The sequence below is a fragment of the Telluria sp. PB2R4 genome (genome assembly GCF_059685695.1).
The window spans coordinates 71,062-92,259 of the sequence record NZ_JCASIC010000005.1 but is presented as its reverse complement, the minus strand read 5'-3'; the positions used below and the strand labels follow the sequence as shown (position 1 = coordinate 92,259).

Annotated in this window: 19 protein-coding genes; 4 read left to right on the top strand and 15 right to left on the bottom strand. The window is 66.3% G+C overall.

Annotation, left to right across the window (positions count from 1 at the left end; genetic code table 11):
- Positions 1-23 precede the first annotated feature (23 nt).
- The 7 genes from pstB to alr all read right to left on the bottom strand — a co-directional run bounded on the left by pstB (position 24) and on the right by alr (position 7,202).
- The gene (gene pstB / locus AC56LU_RS10455) at positions 24-806 is read right to left on the bottom strand and encodes a phosphate ABC transporter ATP-binding protein PstB (RefSeq protein WP_497175533.1); all 783 of its coding nucleotides are present in this window, start codon (positions 804-806) and stop codon (positions 24-26) included.
- A gap of 30 nt (positions 807-836) precedes the next feature.
- Positions 837-1,694 carry a phosphate ABC transporter permease PstA gene (gene pstA / locus AC56LU_RS10450; RefSeq protein WP_497175532.1) on the bottom strand — a complete coding sequence of 286 codons (858 nt, stop codon included), beginning with the start codon at positions 1,692-1,694 and terminating at the stop codon, positions 837-839.
- The gene (gene pstC, locus AC56LU_RS10445) at positions 1,694-2,626 is read right to left on the bottom strand and encodes a phosphate ABC transporter permease subunit PstC (RefSeq protein WP_497175742.1); all 933 of its coding nucleotides are present in this window, start codon (positions 2,624-2,626) and stop codon (positions 1,694-1,696) included. The genes pstA and pstC overlap by 1 nt, the downstream gene beginning before the upstream one ends.
- Positions 2,627-2,805: 179 nt before the next feature.
- Complete coding sequence (pstS, locus tag AC56LU_RS10440; protein WP_497175531.1) at positions 2,806-3,843, bottom strand: phosphate ABC transporter substrate-binding protein PstS; 1,038 nt, start codon at positions 3,841-3,843, stop codon at positions 2,806-2,808.
- A 506-nt stretch (positions 3,844-4,349) separates the two neighbouring features.
- Positions 4,350-4,670, bottom strand: a complete 321-nt coding sequence (locus AC56LU_RS10435; RefSeq protein WP_497175530.1) for a PilZ domain-containing protein — start codon at positions 4,668-4,670, stop codon at positions 4,350-4,352.
- A gap of 56 nt (positions 4,671-4,726) precedes the next feature.
- Positions 4,727-6,103 carry a DNA repair protein RadA gene (gene radA / locus AC56LU_RS10430; protein ID WP_497175529.1) on the bottom strand — a complete coding sequence of 459 codons (1,377 nt, stop codon included), beginning with the start codon at positions 6,101-6,103 and terminating at the stop codon, positions 4,727-4,729.
- Positions 6,096-7,202: an alanine racemase gene (gene alr / locus AC56LU_RS10425; RefSeq protein WP_497175528.1), complete on the bottom strand. Its 1,107-nt coding sequence runs from the start codon at positions 7,200-7,202 to the stop codon at positions 6,096-6,098. Before alr ends, radA begins: the two co-directional genes overlap by 8 nt.
- Before the next feature lie 149 nt (positions 7,203-7,351).
- On the opposite strand from alr, the gene lplT reads away from it, so the two are divergent.
- Entirely contained in the window at positions 7,352-8,602 is a 1,251-nt protein-coding gene (gene lplT, locus AC56LU_RS10420; protein WP_497175527.1) for a lysophospholipid transporter LplT, read from the top strand.
- Positions 8,603-8,748: 146 nt separating this feature from the next.
- Here lplT and AC56LU_RS10415 read toward each other — a convergent pair whose 3' ends face one another.
- Genes AC56LU_RS10415 through tsaB form a run of 4 tightly spaced genes read right to left on the bottom strand, consistent with a single transcriptional unit; the run spans position 8,749 to position 11,813 of the window.
- Positions 8,749-9,720 (bottom strand): DUF1853 family protein, encoded by a 972-nt coding sequence (locus AC56LU_RS10415; RefSeq protein WP_497175526.1) that lies wholly within the window; start codon positions 9,718-9,720, stop codon positions 8,749-8,751.
- Positions 9,704-10,633: a uracil-DNA glycosylase gene (locus tag AC56LU_RS10410; protein WP_497175525.1), complete on the bottom strand. Its 930-nt coding sequence runs from the start codon at positions 10,631-10,633 to the stop codon at positions 9,704-9,706. The genes AC56LU_RS10415 and AC56LU_RS10410 overlap by 17 nt, the downstream gene beginning before the upstream one ends.
- Entirely contained in the window at positions 10,630-11,100 is a 471-nt protein-coding gene (gene rimI / locus AC56LU_RS10405; RefSeq protein WP_497175524.1) for a ribosomal protein S18-alanine N-acetyltransferase, read from the bottom strand. Before rimI ends, AC56LU_RS10410 begins: the two co-directional genes overlap by 4 nt.
- Positions 11,097-11,813, bottom strand: a complete 717-nt coding sequence (gene tsaB, locus AC56LU_RS10400) for a tRNA (adenosine(37)-N6)-threonylcarbamoyltransferase complex dimerization subunit type 1 TsaB (RefSeq protein ID WP_497175523.1) — start codon at positions 11,811-11,813, stop codon at positions 11,097-11,099. The genes rimI and tsaB overlap by 4 nt, the downstream gene beginning before the upstream one ends.
- Positions 11,814-11,893: 80 nt before the next feature.
- Here tsaB and AC56LU_RS10395 point away from each other — a divergent pair, with 80 nt between their 5' ends.
- Complete coding sequence (locus AC56LU_RS10395; protein WP_497175522.1) at positions 11,894-12,313, top strand: thioredoxin family protein; 420 nt, start codon at positions 11,894-11,896, stop codon at positions 12,311-12,313.
- Positions 12,314-12,449: 136 nt separating this feature from the next.
- Here AC56LU_RS10395 and AC56LU_RS10390 read toward each other — a convergent pair whose 3' ends face one another.
- Together AC56LU_RS10390 and AC56LU_RS10385 are read right to left on the bottom strand one after the other, a co-directional pair.
- On the bottom strand, positions 12,450-14,762 hold the full coding sequence (locus AC56LU_RS10390; RefSeq protein WP_497175521.1) for a xanthine dehydrogenase family protein molybdopterin-binding subunit: 2,313 nt from the start codon (positions 14,760-14,762) through the stop codon (positions 12,450-12,452).
- Positions 14,719-17,898, bottom strand: a complete 3,180-nt coding sequence (locus AC56LU_RS10385) for a bifunctional diguanylate cyclase/phosphodiesterase (protein WP_497175520.1) — start codon at positions 17,896-17,898, stop codon at positions 14,719-14,721. Before AC56LU_RS10385 ends, AC56LU_RS10390 begins: the two co-directional genes overlap by 44 nt.
- A gap of 189 nt (positions 17,899-18,087) precedes the next feature.
- Here AC56LU_RS10385 and AC56LU_RS10380 point away from each other — a divergent pair, with 189 nt between their 5' ends.
- On the top strand, positions 18,088-18,594 hold the full coding sequence (locus tag AC56LU_RS10380; RefSeq protein WP_497175519.1) for a DUF1993 domain-containing protein: 507 nt from the start codon (positions 18,088-18,090) through the stop codon (positions 18,592-18,594).
- Positions 18,595-18,636: 42 nt separating this feature from the next.
- Here AC56LU_RS10380 and AC56LU_RS10375 read toward each other — a convergent pair whose 3' ends face one another.
- Together AC56LU_RS10375 and AC56LU_RS10370 are read right to left on the bottom strand one after the other, a co-directional pair.
- A complete protein-coding gene (locus AC56LU_RS10375; protein WP_497175518.1) occupies positions 18,637-18,867 on the bottom strand; it encodes a DUF1289 domain-containing protein in 231 nt (76 codons plus the stop codon).
- Positions 18,848-19,429 carry a DUF1415 domain-containing protein gene (locus AC56LU_RS10370; RefSeq protein WP_497175517.1) on the bottom strand — a complete coding sequence of 194 codons (582 nt, stop codon included), beginning with the start codon at positions 19,427-19,429 and terminating at the stop codon, positions 18,848-18,850. The genes AC56LU_RS10375 and AC56LU_RS10370 overlap by 20 nt, the downstream gene beginning before the upstream one ends.
- A gap of 358 nt (positions 19,430-19,787) precedes the next feature.
- Here AC56LU_RS10370 and AC56LU_RS10365 point away from each other — a divergent pair, with 358 nt between their 5' ends.
- Positions 19,788-21,143 carry a transglycosylase SLT domain-containing protein gene (locus AC56LU_RS10365; RefSeq protein WP_497175516.1) on the top strand — a complete coding sequence of 452 codons (1,356 nt, stop codon included), beginning with the start codon at positions 19,788-19,790 and terminating at the stop codon, positions 21,141-21,143.
- Positions 21,144-21,198 lie beyond the last annotated feature (55 nt).

Here is a 21,198-nt window from a genome sequence, read left to right as displayed (position 1 = left end):
TTATCGTCACAGGGCCGAAACCGTTAACCGAAACGGCCGGTGATGTAGTCTTGCGTTTCCTTGCGTGCCGGGTTCATGAAGATCTGGTCGGTTTCGCCAAATTCGACCAGCTCGCCAAGATACATGTAGGCAGTGTAATCGGAGCAACGCGCCGCCTGCTGCATGTTGTGGGTCACGATGGTGATCGTGTAGTCCTGCTTCAGTTCGCTGATCAGTTCCTCGATCTTCGCGGTCGAGATCGGGTCCAGCGCCGAAGTCGGCTCGTCCAGCAGCAGGACGTCGGGCTTGACCGCCACGCCGCGCGCGATGCACAGGCGCTGTTGCTGGCCGCCGGACAGCGACAGGCCGCTCTTGTTCAGCTTGTCCTTGGCCTCTTCCCACAGGGCCGCCTTCTTCAGGGCCCATTCGACGCGCTCGTCCATTTCGCCTTTCGAGAGGTTCTCGTACAGGCGCACGCCGAAAGCGATGTTGTCGTAGATCGACATCGGGAACGGGGTCGGCTTCTGGAACACCATGCCGACCTTGGCGCGCAGCATGTTGACGTCCACGCCCGGCTCCAGGATGTTACGGCCGCGGTACATGATCGACCCCTCGGCGCGCTGGCCCGGGTACAGGTCGTACATGCGGTTCAGGGTGCGCAGCAGGGTCGACTTGCCGCAGCCCGACGGGCCGATGAAGGCCGTGACCTGCTTGTCGTGGATGTCCAGCGACACGTTCTTCAGGCTCTGCGTTTTACCGTAGAAGAAGTTCAGGCCGGAGATTTCGATCGTCTTGCTCTTGGCGGCGGCCGCGGCAAGGTTTGGCATGGTTTGGTTCATCACTTTGCTCAGGGTAGATTAACGCGGAGTTTTTTGGCTGAACATGGTGCGCGACACGATGTTCAGGGCCAGCACGGTAAAGGTGACCAGGAGCGCACCGCCCCAGGCCAGCGAGCGCCAGTCGTCATAGGGGCTCATCGCATACGTATAGATCACGACCGGCAGGTTGGCCATCGGCTGTTTCATGTCGGTGCTGAAGAACTGGTTGTTCAGCGCAGTGAAGAGCAGCGGCGCGGTTTCGCCCGAAACGCGGGCCACGGCAAGCAGCACGCCGGTGATGACGCCGGCCTTGACGGCACGAAGGCGCACCGTCATCGCCACCTTCCAGTGCGGCGCGCCGAGGGCGTAGGCCGCTTCCAGCAGGCTGGTCGGCACCAGGCGCAGCATGTTGTCGGTGGTGCGGACCACCACCGGCACCGCAATCAGGGACAGCGCGATGGAACCGGCATAGCCGGCGAAGTTGCCGACCTTGGCAACGTACAGGGCGTACACGAACACGCCGATCACGATCGACGGCGCCGACAGCATGATGTCGGTGACGAAGCGCGTCACCTGGGCGAACTTGTTGTTCTCGCCGTATTCGGCCAGGTAGATGCCGGCCAGGATGCCGATCGGGGTGCTGACCAGGGTCGACAGGCCGACCATCATCAGGCTGCCGACGATGGCATTGCGCAAGCCGCCAGGGCTGCCGGGGGCCGGAGTATCGGCGGTGAACATGCTGAGAGACAGCCCGCCGAAGCCGTTGATGAGCAAGGTGGCCAGGATCCATGCCAGGACGGCCAGGCCGATGCCCATGGCGAGTACCGACAGGACGATGCCGACGCGGTGCGCCAGCAGGCGCTTGCGGTACACAGGGTTTTTCACAGCGGCGTCCATTATTTGCTTCCTTCCTTGCGGGACATCCCGGCCAGCATCAGTTTGGCTGCCGACAACACGATGAAGGTGATGGCGAACAGGATCAGGCCCAGGGCGAACAACGAGGACGTGTGCAGTGGGGTGGTGGCTTCGTTGAATTCGTTGGCCAGGGTCGAGGAGATCGAATTGCCGGCCGAGAACAGCGACCAGGACAAGTCGTGGGCATTACCGATCAGGAAGGTCACCGCCATGGTCTCGCCCAGCGCACGGCCCAGACCCAGCATCACCCCGCCGACCACGCCGTTGCGGGTGTACGGCAGCACGATCTTGCGCACCACTTCCCACTTCGTGCAGCCAAGGCCGTATGCGGACTCCTTCAGCACCGTGGGAACGATCTCGAACACGTCGCGCATCACCGAAGCGATGAAGGGGATGATCATGATGGCGAGGATCAGGCCTGCGGTCAGGATGCCGATGCCCATGATCGGGCCCTGGAACAGCATGCCGATCACCGGCAGCTGGCCGATGGTGGTTTTCAGCAGCGGCTGGACGTGGTCGGCGAACAGCGGCGCGAACACGAAAAAGCCCCACATGCCGTAAATGATCGAGGGTACGCCGGCCAGCAGTTCGACCGCGGTGCCCAGCGGGCGGCGCAGCCACACCGGGCAAATCTCGGTCAGGAACAGGGCGATGCCGAAGCTGATCGGGAAAGCCACCGCCAGCGCGATGATCGAGGTGGCGAGCGTGCCCCAGATGGCGATCATGGCGCCGAACTGGTCCCCCACCGGATCCCATTCCACGCGCGTGATGAAGCCGAGGCCGAACTCCTTGAAGGCCGGCGCCGCGCCGATGGCGAGCGAGACGATGATCCCGAGCAGCACCAGCAGCACGGACGCGGCAAACAGCAGCGTGACCTTGTGGAAGAAGAAGTCCTGGACCCGCTGGTTGCGCATGGTCTTGCGCAGGGCGGCGGACTGGTGGGCTGCGTCGACCGCTGCCGGATCGGCCAGGTCATTCAGCGTGACGTTTGGTTGTACGCTCATAGCTTTTTGTTAATCTTTCTGGCAAACGGAAGGGCCCGCCTCGGCTACACCGCGACCGGCCCCTCCCTCATGATTCTATCGGAAGTGATTTACCAGAGCGCCTTGCCTGCTGCGTCCTTCATGTTGGCGCGCCATGCGTCCTGCACCAGCTTGACGACGCTGTCCGGCATCGGCACGTAGTCCAGATCGGCAGCCGCGGCATCGCCGTTCTTGTAGGCCCAATCGAAGAATTTCAGCACTTCCTTGCCCTTCGCGGCGTCGGCCTGGCTCTTGTGCACCAGGATGTAGCTGGCGCCGGTGATCGGCCAGCTTGCCTTGCCCGGCTGGTTGGTCAACACCACGGCGAAGCCCGGGGTACCACCCCAGTTGGCGCCGGCGGCGGCGGCCATGAAGCCTTCGTCGCTCGGTTGCAGGAAGACGCCGTCCTTGCTCTGCAGCTGGGTGTGCTGCATGCGGTTCTTCTTGGCATAGGCCCACTCGACATAGCCGATCGAACCCTTGATGCGCTGCACGTTGGCGGCGACGCCTTCGTTGCCCTTGCCGCCCACGCCCACCGCCCACTTGACCGCGGTGCCGGCGCCGATCGTCGACTTCCATGCAGGGCTGACCTGCGACAGGTAATTGGTGAACAGGAAGGAGGTGCCCGAGCTGTCCGCGCGGCGCACCACGGTGATGTCGTCGCCAGGGAGCTTGACGCCCGGGTTCAGCGCGGCGATCTGCGGCGCGTTCCACTTGGTGATCTTGCCCATGTAGATGTCGGCGAGCAGGGCGCCGGACAGCTTCACCTGTCCGGGAGCCACGCCCGGCAGGTTAATGACCGGCACGACACCGCCCATGATGGCCGGGAACTGGAACAGTCCGGCGGCGTTCAGCTCGGCTGCCTGCAAGGGCATGTCCGAAGCGCCGAAATCGACGGTCTTGGCCTTGATCTGCTTGATGCCGGCGCCCGAACCGACCGACTGGTAGTTCAGGCCGTTGCCCGAAGCCTTCTGGTAGAGCTCGGCCCACTTTGCATAGACCGGATACGGGAAGGTAGCGCCTGCGCCAGTGATATTGGCTGCCTGGGCGCTTGCGGCGAAGGTCGAGGCCGCAACGGCGATCGAGACGAACAGGTGCTTCATGCGCATGATGGATCCTTTGAAAGTGGTCCGGGATAGTCCGGGGCTTCATTAACGCTGCGAAGTCTACTGGCCGAATATGACAAGTTGATGACAGATGTAATAATTCGGCGCGACGGCGTATATTGCCGTGGTTCGCGGCGACCTGTCACGCAATTTGCCACCACTTCCGGTCCGGGTTGCCGAGCTGGCTCGGCCGATGTGGAAATATCCACGCCGCGCCCTTCCGGACCCCTTGTAAATACGCCGCGCTCTGCTAAGCTGAAAGCGTCACTTTCATAGGGAGGGGATGCTGAAAAGCGTTCGGATTTATGTTCAGCGTAATGGTGTTTGGCATACTCACCGGCCTGGCGGGACTCGTGGCTTTCGAGATCTGGCAGGAAGTGCGGGGTAGCCGAGAAGGCTTGTACGATCACTATCACGAATAGTGCCGGTCCGATCTTCGGACCATGTCATAAAGCGACAAAACGGCGAGGCCCCCAGGGCGCTCGCCGTTTTGCATTGGTCATGCGGGTTCAGCGCAAAAAGCGCGCCACCGCCGTCATCGCCGCCAGGTCCAGGCTCAGGAACTGGAAGCCGGCCTTGAATTCGCCATTGCTGAAGATGCAATACAGCGCCTTGGCGCGCGCGCTGATCGGCACGATCTTGCCCTCGACCAGCAGGTCGAAGCTCACCTGCCCGGTCTGCCCGACCGGCAGCGGGTCCGGCAGGTTGATGCTGACGCCGTTGGCGCCGAGGTCGCTGGTACGGCCGCCGACCGGCGCCGCGCCTTCCATGGCGATGCGGGCACGGGTACGCAATACCTTGCGTTCGGATGTTCTTTGTTCTGTAAACACGTGATCCAGTCATTGAACGGTTGAGCCAGGAGGCATTATAGAAGTGCGGCCGGCCTTCAGTCGAGCTCGCGCAGCTTGGTAAAGGCCTGGTCGATGCGCTCGACCGCGATGATGGTCATGCCCTCGATTTTCTGCTTCGGCACGTTCCCCTTCGGGATCACGGCGATCGAGAAGCCCAGCTTGGCCGCTTCGCGCAGGCGCTCCTGGCCGCGCGGGGCCGGACGGATCTCACCGGCCAGGCCGACTTCGCCGAACACGACGAGACCACGCGGCAGCGGCTTGTTGCGCATCGACGAGTTAATCGCCAGCAGCACCGCCAGGTCGGCCGCCGGCTCGGTGATCTTCACGCCGCCGACCGCATTGATGAACACGTCCTGGTCGAAGGCCGCAATGCCGGCGTGACGGTGCAGCACCGCCAGCAGCATCGCCAGGCGGTTCTGTTCGAGGCCCACCGACAGCCGGCGCGCATTCGGCAGGTGGCTGGCGTCGACCAGGGCTTGAATTTCAACCAGCAAGGGCCTGGTTCCCTCCTGGGTCACCATCACGCAGGAACCCGGCACCTGGCTGTCGTGCTGCGACAGGAACAGCGCCGACGGGTTCGATACCCCCTTCAGGCCTTTTTCCGTCATGGCGAACACGCCCAGCTCGTTGACGGCGCCGAAGCGGTTCTTGATGGCGCGCACCAGCCGGAAGCTGCTCTGGGTATCGCCCTCGAAGTACAGCACGGTGTCGACGATGTGCTCGAGCACGCGCGGGCCGGCCAGCGCGCCCTCTTTCGTCACGTGGCCCACCAGGATGATGGTCACGCCGGTCTGCTTGGCCACGCGGGTGAGCTGGGCCGCGCATTCGCGCACCTGGGCCACCGAGCCCGGGGCCGAGGTGAGCGCGTCGGAGTACAGGGTCTGGATCGAGTCGATCACCGCCACTTCCGGCTTGATGTCGGCCAGCGTGCCGAGGATTTTCTCGAGCTGGATCTCGGCCTGGAAGTTCAGTTCGGACGAATCGACCGACAGGCGGCGTGCGCGCAGCGCGATCTGGGCGCCGGATTCCTCGCCGCTCACATATAGCGTATTGCGGGTGGCGGCCAGGTTGGCCAGCGCCTGCAGCAGCAGGGTCGACTTGCCGATGCCCGGATCGCCGCCAATCAGCACCACGCCGCCGGCCACCAGGCCGCCGCCCAGCACGCGGTCGAATTCCTCGATGCCGGTGCCGAAGCGCGGCACGTCGAGCGCATCGATGTCCTTCAGCGACAGCACCGGCGCCGTCTGCGCCAGCGCCTTGTGCACGGTTTGCGACATGCGGTTCACGCCCTGCGGCTCGACCACGGATTCCACCATCGTGTTCCAGGCCTTGCAATCCGGGCACTGCCCGGACCAGCGGCTGGCGGTGGCGCCGCATTCGCTGCAGGTATAAGCGGTTCGTGACTTAGCCATCGGTTCCCATTCTTCCTTCGATCACACGCACCCGCCCCGCGAGTGCGCACATCAGTTCATAGCCGATCGTGCCGGCGGCCTGGGCCACCTCGTCGATCGGCAGGCCGTCGCCCCACAGCAGCACCTTGCTGCCCACATGGGCATTGCGCACCGGGGTCAGGTCGACCGTCATCATGTCCATCGAGACCCGCCCGACCAGGGTGGTGCGCACGCCGTCGACGACCACCGGGGTGCCGTGCGGCGCGTGGCGCGGGTAGCCGTCGGCATAACCGCAGGCCACCACGCCCACCGTCATCGGCCCCTGCGCCTCGAAGCGGCTGCCGTAGCCGACCGTGTCTCCTGGCCCGATATGCTGGATGCCGATCACCTCGGAGCGCAGCGTCATGGTCGGGCGCAGGCCGTAATCCTGCGCGCTGCGGCCGCCCGGGGTGCCGCCATACAGCATGATGCCGGGACGGACCCAGTCGTTCGACAAGGCGTCGCCCAGGTCACCCTGGTGCAGGACCCCGCCCGAATTCGACAGGCTGCGCTCGCCCGCCAGCGCGCCGGCGCCATACTGGAAGCGCCGCACCTGCTCGGCGATGGTCAGGCGCGGGTGCTCCAGTTCGTCGGCATTGGCGAAGTGGGTCATGTGGGTGATGTTGCGCACGTCGGGAATGGCGCGCAGGCGCTGCCAGGCGGCCGCGTATTCGTCGGGACGAAAGCCGAGCCGGTTCATCCCGGTATTCATCTTCAGGTGCACGTCGATCGGGCGATAGTGCCGGGTGTATTCGAGCATCTTGATCTGCTCGATGCAGTGGACCGCACTATTGATATTGTGCTCGGCCAGCAGCGGCACATCCAGCGCATCGAAAATCCCTTCCAGCAGCAGGATCGGCTTGATCCAGCCGTTTTCGCGCAGCCGCACCGCATTCTCGGTTTCGATCAGGGCCAGGCCGTCGGCCTGGGCGAAGCCGCGCATGCCGCGCTCCAGGCCATGCCCGTAGGCGTTGGCCTTGACCACGGCCCAGATCTTCGCGTGCGGCGCTTCCGCGCGCGCGCGCAGCAGATTGTGCTGCATCGCGTCGAGGTGGATGGTGGCGGAAAGCGGTCGTGGCATGGCAAAAACCGGCTCGCGGGTCAGCTGTTCTGGAAGGGGTCTATTTTACCGGACCGGGCCGGGCCGCGCTTTTGACACGGCTGGTTTTCTTTTGGCGCAAGGGGCATTCATGGTATAAAGCAACTCGAACCAGTTTTTACTCTTTTCGAATGAACCGTGGCTTTTATACCATCATGGCGGCGCAGTTCTTTTCGTCGCTGGCAGACAACGCACTTCTCTTCGTTGCGATCAGTCTGCTGACCTCGATGAACGCCCCGGCTTCGCTGACCCCGCTGCTGAAGCTGTCATTCGTGCTCTTCTACGTGCTGCTGGCGGCTTTCGTGGGCGCCTTCGCCGATTCGCTGCCCAAGGGCCGCGTGATGTTCATCGCCAACCTGATCAAGATTTCCGGCTGCGCGCTGATGTTCCTGGGCATGCACCCGCTGCTCTCCTATGCCGTGGTCGGCTTCGGCGCGGCCGTCTATTCACCTGCCAAGTACGGCATCCTGACCGAACTGCTGCCGCCAGAGAAGCTCGTCCCCGCCAACGGCTGGATCGAGGGCCTGACCGTGATGTCGATCATCCTCGGCACCGTGGCCGGCGGCACCCTGGTGAGCGCGCACGGTTCCGCCATGCTGCTCGGCCTGGGCATTCCGTTTGTGCAGAGCGGCGCCGAAGCGGCGATGGCGGTGGTGGTCGGCGTCTATATCCTGGCGGCCGTGTTCAACCTGCGCATTCCGGATACCGGCGCACGCTACGAACACCAGGAGCGCAACCCCGCCAAGCTGATCGCCGACTTCGCCAACTGCTCGGCCACCCTGTGGCGCGACAAGCTGGGCCAGATCTCGCTGGCCGTGACCACCCTGTTCTGGGGCGCCGGTGCGACCCTGCAATTCATCGTGCTGAAATGGGCCGAGCGCTCGCTGCACATGCCGCTCGACAAAGCGACCAACCTGATTGGTGTCGTTGCGATCGGCGTGGCGCTGGGCGCGGCCATGGCGGCGCGCATGATCCCGCTGCGCAAATCGCTCACCGTGATCCCGCTCGGGATCATCATGGGCCTGGTCGTCTGCAGCATGGTCTTCGTGACCTCGGTGAACCTGGCTTATCCGCTGCTGGCCCTGATCGGTTTCCTGTCGGGCTTCTTCGTGGTGCCGATGAATGCGCTGCTGCAGCACCGCGGCCACGTCCTGATGAGCGCCGGCCACTCGATCGCGGTCCAGAACTTCAATGAGAACCTGTCGATCCTGACCATGCTGGCGATGTATGCCATCATGATCACCCTGAACCTCGACCTGGACATCATCATCGTCATGTTCGGGCTGTCGGTGGCGGGCATCATGTACTTCATCGGGCGCCGCCATGCGGCCAACCAGCGCGAGCACGATTCGCTGGCGCTGATCGGCGAAGGCAAGCACTGATTCATTTTACGTATCACAGAGCCTTAAATTAAGCCTCTTACGTATCACCGTAGGGTGGGCGGGTCTCCCGCCCACGCGTTCAACTTACCTACGCTTTGCCGCAATTCAAGCACTTGCTGAACGCGTGGGCGGCGTAGCCGCCCACCCTACAAAACCTGCTTCACCATCCTGCGTGCCGCCGCGCGCTCGCGCCAGTCGTTCGGCACGATGAACCCGCGCTCGACCTCCTCGATCACTTGACCGGGCAGCACACGTACCGCCGCCACCAGCACCGGCGTGGACGCCGTCTCGAACCCCGCCGCCAGCTCGGCATGCAGCTCTGCGCCGTTCAGCACGGGGGTGCTCGAGGTGGCGCGGAACGGCGCCAGCCATTGCAGGCGCGGCAGCATCACGAATTCCTTCCCGGCCAGAGCGTCGATTTCATCGAGCGCGCACCAGAAACCGCGGCAATGGCCGGCAGCGATCCCGCGCATGGCCGGCCAGCTGCCCGCGGGGTAGAACAGCCAGCCCTTGACCAGCGCCCGCGCCCGCGCCACGGGACGCGGCAGCAGGGCCTGCGCGGCCGGATGCTCGCCGAGGCTGAGCTGGCGTTCGAACACCTTGCGCATCTTGAGTCCCAGGCTGTCCGCCAGGTTGGGGCCGACCAGGGCACTCAGTTCCCAGTCCTGCTGCTGCCCGGCCTCCCCGTCGAGCAGGTAGAACTTGGTCGCGAATTCGATGTGCTCGACCGCATCCGGCCCATGTTCCAGCAAGAAGTCGAACTCGCCGACGGTGTCGTTGCGGCTGGCGCGCACCTGCAGGCCGTGCGCGACCAGGCGGCCGTGCTGCGCAAAATAGAAGGCCATCAGCTTTTCGGCGTACAGGCCGAGGCGCGTATAGGCCTTGCCGCCGAGCGCTTCGTCCAGCGCCGAAGGATCGGCATCGAGACGCTTCAGCCAGTCGGCGACATCCAGGCTGACCGGGTCGAGGGTCGCGATGCGCCCGGCCCACAGCGGGTCGTCGGCATCGAGCAGGTCGGGCGCGTCGAGCAGCCAGGCCAGCGCCCGCACCCGGGCGCGCCGCAGGTGGCCCCAACGGCGGTGGAAGCCTTGCTGGTAGCTGTCAGCCGGCGTTTCCACGCGGGTCTGCTTCTCGTTCCGCTTCCCGGCCTGCATCTGCCGACCGGGCCCGGCACAAGTCTTCCCAGGCCAGCGCCTTATCGCTGCCGCGGCGCAGCAGTTCGCCCGGGTGCAGCGTCGCCACCAGCGGCACGTCGCCAAGGCGGTGCACGGCGCCGCGCGACCTGGCCAGCGGCTCCGAGAGCGGCTTGCCGAGCAGGCCGTCGGCCGCCACCTGGCCCAGGGTCAGCACCAGGCCGGCGCCGGTGAGCGCGCGTTCGCGCTCCAGGAAGGGACGGCAGGCCGCCGCTTCTTCGGGTGTCGGCGCGCGGTCGCCGCCGTTGGCGTTGGCGGGACGGCACTTCACCAGCGCGGTCACATATACATCGGATGCGCGCGACATGCCGACCGCCGCCAGCATATTGTCGAGCAGCTGGCCCGGCTCGCCGGTCATCGGCTGGCCGGCCTGTTCGTCCGCCGCACTAGCGGTGCCGGCGGCCACCAGCCAACGCGCCTGGCGCGCACCGGCGCCCAGCACCGGCTTGCGGCCTTCGCTGCAGGCGCTGCAATGCTTGCAGCTTGCGATGGCCTGGCGCAGGCCGGCCCAATCCATGGTCGAGACGTCCGGACGCTCCGGTTCCGCCTCCGCACCCCAGGCGCTGTCTTCGCGCACGGCCGGCGTCCACGCGGGACGCACGGCCGGTTCGGCGACCTGGCGGGGCATCGGGGGCGGCGCCAGCGGCTTGGCCTGGGTTTGCGGCGCCGCTTCCGCAGCCGCTTCGACGGCTGCTTCCGCCGCGGCATCCGGCACGACGGCAGGTTCGGCATCAAGCACGTCCTCCGCCACGGCGCGCAGGCTCCACAGCGGGCCGATGCCCATCTCGGCCAGGAAGGCCGCGTCGCGTTGGCCGATGCGCTTGACTGCCTGGTTCACAGGTCGATCCTCATCACGATGGCATCCTCGCGCAGTCCGCCGTGCGCCGGGTAATAGCCCTTGCGGCGGCCGATCTCACGGTAGCCGTAGCGGCGGTACACCGCCAGCGCGCGTTCGTTGGACGGACGCACTTCGAGCAGTACCGAACCCATGCCCTGCGCGCGGGCGCGCGCGCCGATGCGGTCAAGCAGGTGGCGTCCGAGCCCCTGGCGCTGGCGGCCGGCGGCCACCGCCACGTCGAGCAGGTGCGCTTCATCGACCGCGTACATCAGGATGTAATAACCAGCAAGTAAGCCCGCCGCGTCGCGCGCGGTCCAGGCGTCGTAGCCGCTGGCCAGGGAATCGGTAAAGTTCCTGCGACTCCAGGGGTGCGGGAACACGCTGCATTCCAGTGCATGCACCTCGTCCACCTCGGCGGCCAGCATCGGCGCGAAGTGCAAGCCGGTGACGTCATGCAGGGCCGTCATGTCCCCGCCTTTGCCGCATTGATCGCCTGGCGCTCGGCGCTGGTATAGGCCACCTTGTTGCGCAGGTAGAGCGGCTGCGCCTGGGCGGCCGCTACCGCCAGCCCGGCCGCCAGCGCCGGGGCGCCAAGCAGCGCCAGTTCGCGCGCATGCGGCAGGATGTCGTCCAATGCCCCGGCAGCGAAGTCCTTGCCGGCAAACGCTTCCGGGTAGGCTGAGAAGCCGTTGCCGCAGGCCGTCAGTCGCTCGGCCGGCAGTGGTTCCAGGTCTTGCGGGGCGCACAGCGCGGGCGCCGCGACTTCCAGCCAGGCGGCGCGCCCGGCGTCGTAACGGTACTGAGCCCAATACACCTCGCCCATGCGCGCGTCGAGCACGGCCAGCACCTCGACTGCGCCGGTGCGGGCACGGCAGGCCTCGGCCATTGCCGCCAGGGTGACCAGCGGCAGCACCGGCAGGCCGGCGCCGAAGGCCAGGCCCTGCGCCACGCCGCAGGCGGTCCGCACGCCGGTGAACGAGCCGGGGCCGGCGCCGAAGGCGATCGCATCGCAATCGGCGAGACGGATGCCGGCCTCGAGCAGCAGCTCCTGCACCATGGGCAGGATCGATTGCGAATGGGTGCGCACGCCGGAGGTGGAACGGTCGATGACGCGGCCGTCGGCCAGCAGCGCGCAAGAGGCGAGCTCGGACGAGGTTTCAATGGCGAGAATGGTGGACATGCCCTTATTTTACCCGCTCGGCAGGCATGCCGGGAACCGCCGAACCCACATCCGGCAGGACACACGGTACAATCCGGCTCATGCAAAGCCTGACCCTGGATTCCGACAACCGCGAGCTGGTCGCCGCCGCGATTTCCGGCGAGGCCCTGACGGTCGCCTGCCTGTGCGCCGCCTGGTGCGGCACCTGCTCGTCCTACCGCGCCACCTTCGAGGAACTGGCGCTGCGCCACCCCGATAAAACCTTCGTCTGGATCGACATCGAAGACCAGGCCGACATCGTGGGCGACCTCGACGTGGACAACTTCCCAACCTTGCTGGTGCAGCGCGGCGACACGGTCGCCTTTTTCGGCACCATGCTGCCCGACGGCGCCGTGGCCGACCGCCTGGTACAGGCCCAGGCCGACACCACGCCGGAGGAACTGGCGCGCCTGGCCGCTTCCACCGACGAGCGGCGCGGCTGGCAGCGCGACTGCAACCTGCGCGTGCTTCTCGGCGCGTAGCGTGGGCGGGTCGCCCCGCCCACGCGGCGGTAGTTAGAGGCAAGATCATCCGGTACGAGAGCGGAGTCCTGGCGTATCACCGCGTGGGGTGATCCAGGCCAGTGGCCTGGATCACGAGCCGCCCACCCTACGTCAGCTAAACGAGACGTAATGGCAGGCTGCGCAGCCGCTGGCCGGTCAGCTTGAACACCGCACTGGCCACCGCCGGCGCGATCGGCGGCACCGCCGGTTCGCCCACGCCTTCCGGATGCGCGCTGCTTGCCATCACGATGGTTTCCACCAGCGGCGCTTCTATCATGCGCAGCACCGGATAGTCGCCGAAGTTCGACTGCTGCACCCGCCCGTCCTTCAGCGTGATCTCGCCGTGCAGCGCGGCCGACAGCCCGAACAGCACCCCGCCCTCCACCTGCTGGGCGATGATGTTCGGGTTCACCGCCAGCCCGCAGTCGATCGCGCACACCACCCGGTGCACGCGGATCGCCTTGCCTTCCACCGACACCTCGGCCACCTGGGCCACCGTGCTGCCAAACGACCGGTGCAGCGCCACCCCGTGCGCCCGCCCCGGCGCCGGCTGACCGGCCCGCGCCACCGCCGCGTCCAGGGTCGCCAGTGCGCGCGGATGCCCGCGCAGCAGCGCGCGCCGCAGCGCCACGCCGTCCTGCTTCGCCGCATGCGCCACTTCATCGAGAAAAGCCTCCTTGAAGAAGGCGTTGTGCGAATGCCCGACCGAGCGCCAGTGGCCCAGCGGCACGGGGCTGTCCACGATCACGTGGGCGATGCGCTGGTTGGCGATCGCATACTGCATGTCGTATGCGCCCTCGGCGGTGGTCTTGTCCGGCCCCACGCCCGGCAGCCCGAGGTTGCGCGGGAAGTACTGGTGGCCGATGGCGCCGCTGGCGGACTTGTTGTCCCAGGCGAGGATGTCGCCCTTGGCGTCGAGCCGGGCACGGAAGCGCGCCAGCGCCGCAGGGCGGTAGACGTCGTGGGCGGTGTCGTCTTCGCGGCTCCAGATCAGCTGGACAGGCTTGCCATCGAGCGCCATGGCCACGGTCACGGCCTGCGCCACCATGTCGGTTTCCAGCCGGCGCCCGAAGCCGCCGCCCAGCAGCATCACCGCGATCGACACGTCGGCGCGGTCCACGCCGGCGACCCGCGCCGCCACGTCCACCGCGAGGCTCGGCACCTGGGTCGAGGCCCACAGGCGCACCTTGCCATCGGCCACCTGCGCGGTGCAATTCACCGGCTCGAGCGCCGCATGTGCCAGGTAGGGCGCGCGGTATTCGGCCGTCACCGTCGTCACGGCGCCCTGCACGTCCTGGGTGCCGGTCTCGTGGTAGACGTAGCCGCTGTCCTCGTCGAGGGCGCGCGCGAATTCCCGAAATATCGATTCGGTGGACAGTGGCGCCGCAGGGCCCTCGTTCCACGTCACCGGCAGGCGTGCCGCGGCCTGGCGTGCCTGCCACCAGCCGCTTGCCACCACCGCGACGGCGGCGCCGGCGCCGGTGGATGCCCCCGGCATGCCAGGCACCGCGACCACCCGCAGTACGCCCGGCATCGACGCCACTGCGGCCGGGTCGAATCCCGCCAGGGTCGCGCCGAACACGGGCGCCATCTTCAGCGCCGCGTACACCATGCCGGGTACGCGGGCGTCGATACCGAAACGGGCGCTGCCGTCGGCCTTGGCGAGGCTGTCCAGGCGGCCAAGGGGCTTGCCGATCAGGCGAAAGTCGCGCGGCTCCTTCAGGCGCACGTCGCTGGCGGCGATACCGGCGCCGACGCGCGCCGCCTCGCCTGCCAGCGCGCCGTAGCCGGCGCGGCGCCCGTCCGGGTGCAGCACGAAACCGTCTTCGGTGCGCAGGCGCGCGGCCGGCGCCTTCCACTGCGCGGCCGCGGCTTTCACCAGCATGGCGCGCGCCACCGCACCCGCCTCGCGCATCGGCACCCAGGCATCCTTCACACTGGTCGAGCCGCCGGTGAACATGATGCCGAGCTCGCGCCCGAGCTTGGCCATCAGCCACTGGGCGCCCTGGCGCGTGCTGCCAGTGTCGTCCGGGTGGAAAGGCAGGTTTTCGCGCAGCACCGTGAGGTTGGCGAAGATCTTGTCGATCGGGGCCCGGGCGATGCGCACGGCGGACAGGGGAACGTCGAGCTCCTCGGCCACCAGCATCGGCAGCGCGGTGTGCACGCCCTGCCCCATCTCGCTGCGCGGCACCACCACCGACACCGCACCATCGGGCGCGATCGCGATCCAGCCATTCAGGCCGACCGCGTCCTCGCCGAGCGCCGGCGCTTCGGCCGCATGCAGGCGCTGGCGCGGCGGCTGCAGGCCCCAGCCGACCAGCAGTGCGCCGCCGGCCAGCACCCCGCCCAGCAGGAAACGGCGGCGGGCCGGCCTCGTGCCTGTTTCAGACTTCGCTGCCCCCGGATGCACCAGCCTCATTTGATTCATCGTGGTCTTGTCGTGTTGATCGCCAGCGCGACAGTATATCGCCGGGCGCGACCGGCCGGCTGTAGAAGTAGCCCTGCGCCTGGCGGCAGCCGTGGCGCAGCAGGAAGTCGGCCTGCGCCTGGTTCTCGACGCCTTCCGCGATCACCGACAGGTTCAGGTTCTTCCCGAGCTGGATGATCGCCACCGCGATCGCCTCGTCGTTCGCATCCAGCGGGATCGCCTGGATGAAGCTGCGGTCGATCTTCAGGGTCTGGACCGGCAGCCGGCTCAGGTAGGCCAGCGAGGAATAGCCGGTACCGAAATCGTCGATCGCCAGGCCGACGCCGACCGCGCGCAGCTCGTTGATGCATTCCAGCGCGTCGCCGGTATGCATGATGACCGACTCGGTCACCTCCAGCTGCAGCCGCCCTGCCTCCAGCCCGGTATCCAGCAGGACGCCGGCCACCATCGGCGCGATGCCGCCGCGCTCGAACTGGCGCACCGACAGGTTCACCGCCATCTTTGGCACCGCGAGGCCGGCCCGGTCCCAGCGCGTCATCTGGCCGCAGGCTTCGGCCAGCACCCACTGCCCCAGCTGGCTGATGAAGCCGGTGTCCTCGGCAACCGGGATGAAGCGCACCGGCGACACCATGCCCAGCTCCGGGCTGTTCCAGCGCACCAGCGCCTCGACCCCAAGCAGGCGGCCGGTCTCGATCTCGACCTGCGGCTGGTAGTGGAGAAAAATCTCCTGCCGCTCGATCGCGCGCCGCAGCAGCGACTCCAGGCGCAGGCGATCGGCGCCCCCGCTGCTCATCGAGGGCGCATAGAACTGGTAGCCGTTGCGGCCACGCGCCTTGGCCTGGTACATCGCGATATCGGCGTTCCGCACCAGCATGTTCAGGTCCGGCGCGTCCTGCGGGAACAGGCTGATGCCGATGCTGCCGGTGACGAACAGCTCGTGGCCGGCCACCGTGACCGGTTGCTCGAACAGCGTCATCAGCTTCCCGGCCACCTGGCGCGCGCCGTTCTCGCCGTTGATATCCTCCAGCAGCACGATGAACTCGTCGCCGCCCAGGCGCGCCAGCGTATCGCCCTCGCGCAGGCAAGCGGTGAGCGCGCCCGCCATCCGCTTGAGCAGCTCGTCGCCCACGTGGTGGCCGAGGGTGTCGTTGACGTTCTTGAAGCGGTCCAGGTCGAGGAACAGCACCGCCAGCTGCTGGCCCTCGCGCGTCGCGCGGATCATCGCGTGCTGCAGGCGGTCGTGGAACAGCAGGCGGTTCGGCAGCGCGGTCAGCGGGTCGTGGTGGGCCAGGTGGTCGAGCTTGGCCTGCGACTCCTTGACCTCGGTGATGTCGCTGAACACGCAAACATAATGCGTGACTTCGTCCGCATCGTTGCGCACGCTGGAGACCGTGAGCCATTCCAGGTAGCCCTCGCCGTTCTTGCGGTTCTCCCAGCGTTCGCCGCGCCAGAAACCGGCATCGTGCAGGTCCTGCCACATCTGCTGGTAAAACGGATCGTCGTTGCGGCCTGCGCGAGTCAGGCTCGACTGCTGGCCGAGCGCTTCCATTTCGGTGTAGCCGGTAATCTGGGTGAAGGCCGGATTGATGGCGGCGATGCGGCCGTTCATGTCGACCACGGCGACGGCGTCGGCGATGTGCTCGAGCACGGTCGCCGCCAGGCGCAGCTTTTCCTCGGCCAGCTTGCGCTCGGTGATGTCGGCGAAGACCCAGATGCTGCCCTCGTTCGGGCGCGCCGCGTCCAGCGCGCAGCCGCTTACCAGCAGCCAGGAAACGCTGCCGTCGCGGCGGCGGAACTGAATTTCCTCGCCGCTGCCGGGGCCGTCGGCGATCGTCGGCGGCTTCGCGAGCCACTGGTGCTCATGTCCGGCACTGCCGGCGAGGAGAGTGTCCGTCGAGCGCCCCACCATCTCGCCTTCGCCAAAGCCGAACAGCCCTTCGGCGCGGCGGTTGGCCGAAACGATGCGGCGCTCGCGCACGAACAGCACGCCGAACATCACGTTGTCCAGGATCGCCCCCTGCTCGGTGAGCAGGGCCTCGATGCGCATCTCGTCGTGCTTGCGCTCGCTGATATCGTAGATGATGCCGTCGACCCGGAAGTCGGCGCTGCCCCATGCGCCCTGCGGCTGGGCGGTCTCCAGCACCCAGCGCTCGACACCGCCGGCATCGATGATGCGGTACTCGATCTCGTAGGAACTGCCGGCCATCAAGGCGTCCACCGCCGCGTGGCGCTGCGTGCGCCGGTCCTCCGGATGGATGATGTTGGCCCAGTCGTCGGTTGTGGCCCGCATGAAGCGCTCGGCCGGGTAGCCCGAGATGTCCTTGATGGCGTCGCTCACGAAGTCGATGTGGCTGCCAGGCCGGGCGCGGAACACGGCGCCCGGCACCTGGGCAACGATGGTCCGGAACTGTTCCTCGCGCCGGCCGATGTCGGCGAACAGCTGGCCGATTGCCATGCGCATGCGCTCCATCTGCCTGCCCAGGCGCCCCAGTTCGTCGTCGACCGGCAGCGCGAGCGGTGTGTCGAAGTCGCCGCGCGCCAGCCGGTCCGAGAAACCCGTCAGGATGCGCAAGGGCGACTGCAGGCGGCGCCGCAGCAGCAGCGCGATCAGGAGCAGCGAGACCGCCAGCTGGACCGCCAGCACCAGCGCGTAATTGCGCTGCTTGGCACGCAGGTCCTGCTGGCTGAGGTGGTCGCCCATTTCCACCAGCACGTGACCAATCGTCCGGCCTTGCACGATCACATCGCGCTCGGCGCGGTAGATGCGGGCGCCGGCCGGTGCGGGCGTATGGCGGTTGATGACCTCCGCCTGCGCCAGGTCGCGCACCGCGACGCGCACGACGGCCGGGTCACGCACGAAGGAGTCCACCAGCGAACGCGCCGCGTCGATGTTCATGTCCCATAATGATTCCTGCACACCGCGCGCGAGGATGTCGGCATTACGCTGCAGTACATCGTTCAGGTCATGCGCCGCCGCTGCGCGCTCCTGCACCCCGATCAGGAACCAGCCGCCCACCAGTGCCGGTACGGCCAGCCCCCCGAACACCACAAGCAGCAGCGCGCGGTAGAGCGAACGGCCGTACAGCTGGCGCAGCCTGGAAGGCAGGGCGCGGAATGAAAAACGTGGCAGGGACATCGTTGGGGGCCTGTTCCCCGCCGGCGGCAGGGATTTACTTGTGGCAATGGAATTACCCAATTATGCATTGGACATTACCGAGAGTCACCAAAATGACACTTAATTGCCGCTATGCCTCGCCCGCGCTTGCCGAGTGTCGGCAAGACGCGACAAGATTTGCTAGGATTGAATTCTTTCAAAGGAGAAACGATGAGCCTGTCCACCCATACCGCGTCGGTTCCGGTGTTCCAGAAAATGCTGCGCGCCCTCGCGGGCGTGCTCGAGAAAGCCGAAGCGCATGCCCAGCAGCACAAGATCGAGCCAAGCGCCCTGCTGCAGGCGCGCCTGTTCCCGGACATGTTTCCCCTGGTCGGCCAGGTCCTGATTGCGACCGATTTCGCCAAGGGCGCGAGCGCGCGCCTGGCCGGTGTGGAAGTGCCGCGCTATGACGACCATGAGCAGAGCTTCGCCGAACTCCAGCAGCGCATCACCAAGACCCTGGGCTTCATCGACACACTGTCCCGCGAGGCCGTCGATGCCGGCGGCGAGCGCGCCATCACCCACGGCGCCGGCGAGCGCGCCCGTCATTTCGAGCGCGGCGACGACTACCTCACCGGCTTCGTGCTGCCGAATTTCTTCTTCCACGTGACGACGGCGTACGCGATCCTGCGCCACAACGGGGTGCCGATCGGGAAGCGCGACTTCCTTGGCCTCTAATATATGTAGGGTGGTCGGGCTGACCACCCTGCGGAAACCTTGTCAGGTATTCCGGCGCGGGTAACCCTGCGCCAGGATGCGCACCCACACGCGCTCTTTCTCCTCGGCGTTCATCGACACCCAGTTGGCCACCTCGACGTAGGTCCGCCCGCAACCGCGGCAAATCTCGTCGAAGGTGGTCGAACACACGGCGACACAAGGTGTGTCGGGGCGCTGCGGGAGCGCCCCGACAAGGCGCTCCACCGGCGCCCCTTCAGCGTGCGGGGCCGACATCGAGCTTGTCCCAGCCGTCGTGGCCGAGCTTTTCCATGGTATCGATATTCTTCTCGAAGATCTCGGCCGCCTCCGGGAAGGCCTCGACCGCGCGGTCGATGCTGTCCTCGCGCAGCAGGTGCAGGATCGGATACGGCGCGCGGTTGGTATAGTTCGCGATGTCGTTCGGATCGGTGTCCGCGAACTGGTAGTTCGGGTGGAAGCTCGCCACCTGCAGCTCGCCGTCCAGCTGCATGTCTTCGACGGCCGCATCGGCCACGTCCAGGAATTCGTTGTAGTCCTCGAAATCGCCCAGCACGAAAGGATGGATCAGCAGGGTCGTGTCGGTCTCTTCGGCCGGCGTATCCGACAAGTGCTGCAGCTCGTCCATGAGCTGCTCGAGCAAGGCTTCCGGGGTGGTCGCACTCGAGACGACGTAGCGCACCTGTTCCTTCACATAGACGGCCTTGGCGAAGGGGCACAGGTTCAGGCCGATGACGGCCTGTTCCAGCCAGCGGCGGGTGGCGGCGACGATCGCATCATCGTCGGCGTTCGGGTTTGCAGTGCTCGGACTCATGCTCATGTTCTGCTCATGTTCTGGTTAACAACTCAATAAAGCGCGTTAGGCGGATGCCGGATTGTACGCACACTTTGCGCGCCCTCATAGATTTACACCTGCTGGCCGCTAGGCTACGAACAGAACGGGTGAGGAACGGATGAGATGCGCGTCACCCTCCCCGGCCTTGAGCAGTATCGTCCATTTGCGTCGATCACGCCCGCATCGAGCAGCATATTCTGTTTTCATGATGACAACTTACAAAGGTGCAAAGTGGAAAGTAATTTGTAACGAGCTGGACATACTTCTTGACTGACTCAAGCATGACTCCGTACACTGCCCCCTTGACCAGTACGTTCGTTCTCGAACGCAACATTGGAAAGCGATGCACGACATGATCCGCAAGACTGTAGCGACTGCCGCGCTGGCACTGCTGGCCACCTCTTCCTTCATCTCGACGCTGGCACATGCGGCAGACAATGCACCCCTGGGCGCTGCCGCAGCTGTCCCCGCCATTGCCCAAATCGCCACCCCGGCCGGCCGCGCCGCTGTGCCGCTGGCGCCCGGCCTGCTCAACGTCGACGATTACAAGGAAACCGACGTCTGGGGCCGCATCCGCAGCGGATATGCGATTCCCGACCTCAACAACAGCCTGGTCGCCAGTCACACCCGCGCCTACAGCAAGCATCCGGACAGCCTCAAGCGCATCTCGGGCCGTGCCTCGCCCTACCTGTACCACGTGGTGCAGGAACTCGAGAAACGCGGCATGCCGACCGAGCTGGCCCTGCTGCCGGTGATCGAGTCCGGCTTCAACCCGCAGGCCCTCTCGACCGCCAATGCGGCCGGCCTGTGGCAGTTCGTGCCGGGTACCGGCAAGGACTACAACCTCAAGCAGAACATGTTCAAGGATGAGCGCCGCGGCGTGCTGGCCTCGACCGATGCGGCCCTGAGCTACCTGCAGCGCCTGTATACGATGTTCGGCGATTGGCAGCTGGCACTGGCCGCCTATAACTGGGGTGAAGGCAATATCCAGCGCATCGTGAAGAAGAACCAGGCGCTCGGCAAGGGCACCGACTTCGACAGCCTGGCCGAGTTGATGCCGGCCGAGACCCGTAATTACGTGCCGAAGCTGCAAGCAGTCAAGAATATCGTCGCCAACCCGTCGCAGTTCAACGTGGCGCTGCCGGCTATCGATAATCAACCCTACTTCACCGCGGTCGACAAGACCAGCGACATCGACGTGGCCGTCGCCGCCCAGCTGGCAGAAATGTCGCTCGACGAATTCCGGGCGCTGAACCCGCAGTTCAAGAAACCGGTGATCACCGGCGGCGAGAAGACCAAGATCCTGCTGCCGAAGGAAAATGCCGAGAAATTTCACCTGAACCTGGCGCAGTGGGGCCGCGAACTGTCGACCTGGACCACGCACAGAATCACCGGTGCACGCGTGTCCATCGCTTCGCTGGCGTCGAAGTTCGGCACCACCCCGGAAGTCATTCGCCAGGCCAACAACATCCCGGCGAAGTCGACCCTGAAGGCCGGCTCGACCATCCTGGTGCCGAAGGCATCGGCCTCACAGGCAGGCGACATCGCCGAGAACATCATCGAGAACGCCGTGGTGGCCTTCGAAGCCGAACGCAGCCCGCGCGTAAAGGCCTCGGCCTCGCGCTACAAGGCCAAGGCCGGCGCCCCGTCGAAGAAGCGCATCGCCCGCAACACCTCTTCCAAGCGCAAGAAGCGCTGATCGCCCTGGTCAGCCTTGACATGCTTCGCCGCGGCCACACACCTGTGAGGCCGCG

Coding starts and splice junctions, on each gene's coding strand:
- tsaB (WP_497175523.1), bottom strand. CDS start 11,813: ATGTCCACCATTCTCGCCATTGAAACCTCGTCCGAGCTCGCCTCTTGC.
- pstA (WP_497175532.1), bottom strand. CDS start 1,694: ATGGACGCCGCTGTGAAAAACCCTGTGTACCGCAAGCGCCTGCTGGCG.
- AC56LU_RS10365 (WP_497175516.1), top strand. CDS start 19,788: ATGCACGACATGATCCGCAAGACTGTAGCGACTGCCGCGCTGGCACTG.
- radA (WP_497175529.1), bottom strand. CDS start 6,103: ATGGCTAAGTCACGAACCGCTTATACCTGCAGCGAATGCGGCGCCACC.
- AC56LU_RS10370 (WP_497175517.1), bottom strand. CDS start 19,429: ATGAGCATGAGTCCGAGCACTGCAAACCCGAACGCCGACGATGATGCG.
- alr (WP_497175528.1), bottom strand. CDS start 7,202: ATGCCACGACCGCTTTCCGCCACCATCCACCTCGACGCGATGCAGCAC.
- AC56LU_RS10390 (WP_497175521.1), bottom strand. CDS start 14,762: ATGAATCAAATGAGGCTGGTGCATCCGGGGGCAGCGAAGTCTGAAACA.
- AC56LU_RS10375 (WP_497175518.1), bottom strand. CDS start 18,867: ATGTCGGCCCCGCACGCTGAAGGGGCGCCGGTGGAGCGCCTTGTCGGG.
- pstB (WP_497175533.1), bottom strand. CDS start 806: ATGCCAAACCTTGCCGCGGCCGCCGCCAAGAGCAAGACGATCGAAATC.
- AC56LU_RS10385 (WP_497175520.1), bottom strand. CDS start 17,898: ATGTCCCTGCCACGTTTTTCATTCCGCGCCCTGCCTTCCAGGCTGCGC.
- AC56LU_RS10380 (WP_497175519.1), top strand. CDS start 18,088: ATGAGCCTGTCCACCCATACCGCGTCGGTTCCGGTGTTCCAGAAAATG.
- pstC (WP_497175742.1), bottom strand. CDS start 2,626: ATGCGCAACCAGCGGGTCCAGGACTTCTTCTTCCACAAGGTCACGCTG.
- lplT (WP_497175527.1), top strand. CDS start 7,352: ATGAACCGTGGCTTTTATACCATCATGGCGGCGCAGTTCTTTTCGTCG.
- pstS (WP_497175531.1), bottom strand. CDS start 3,843: ATGCGCATGAAGCACCTGTTCGTCTCGATCGCCGTTGCGGCCTCGACC.
- rimI (WP_497175524.1), bottom strand. CDS start 11,100: ATGACGGCCCTGCATGACGTCACCGGCTTGCACTTCGCGCCGATGCTG.
- AC56LU_RS10395 (WP_497175522.1), top strand. CDS start 11,894: ATGCAAAGCCTGACCCTGGATTCCGACAACCGCGAGCTGGTCGCCGCC.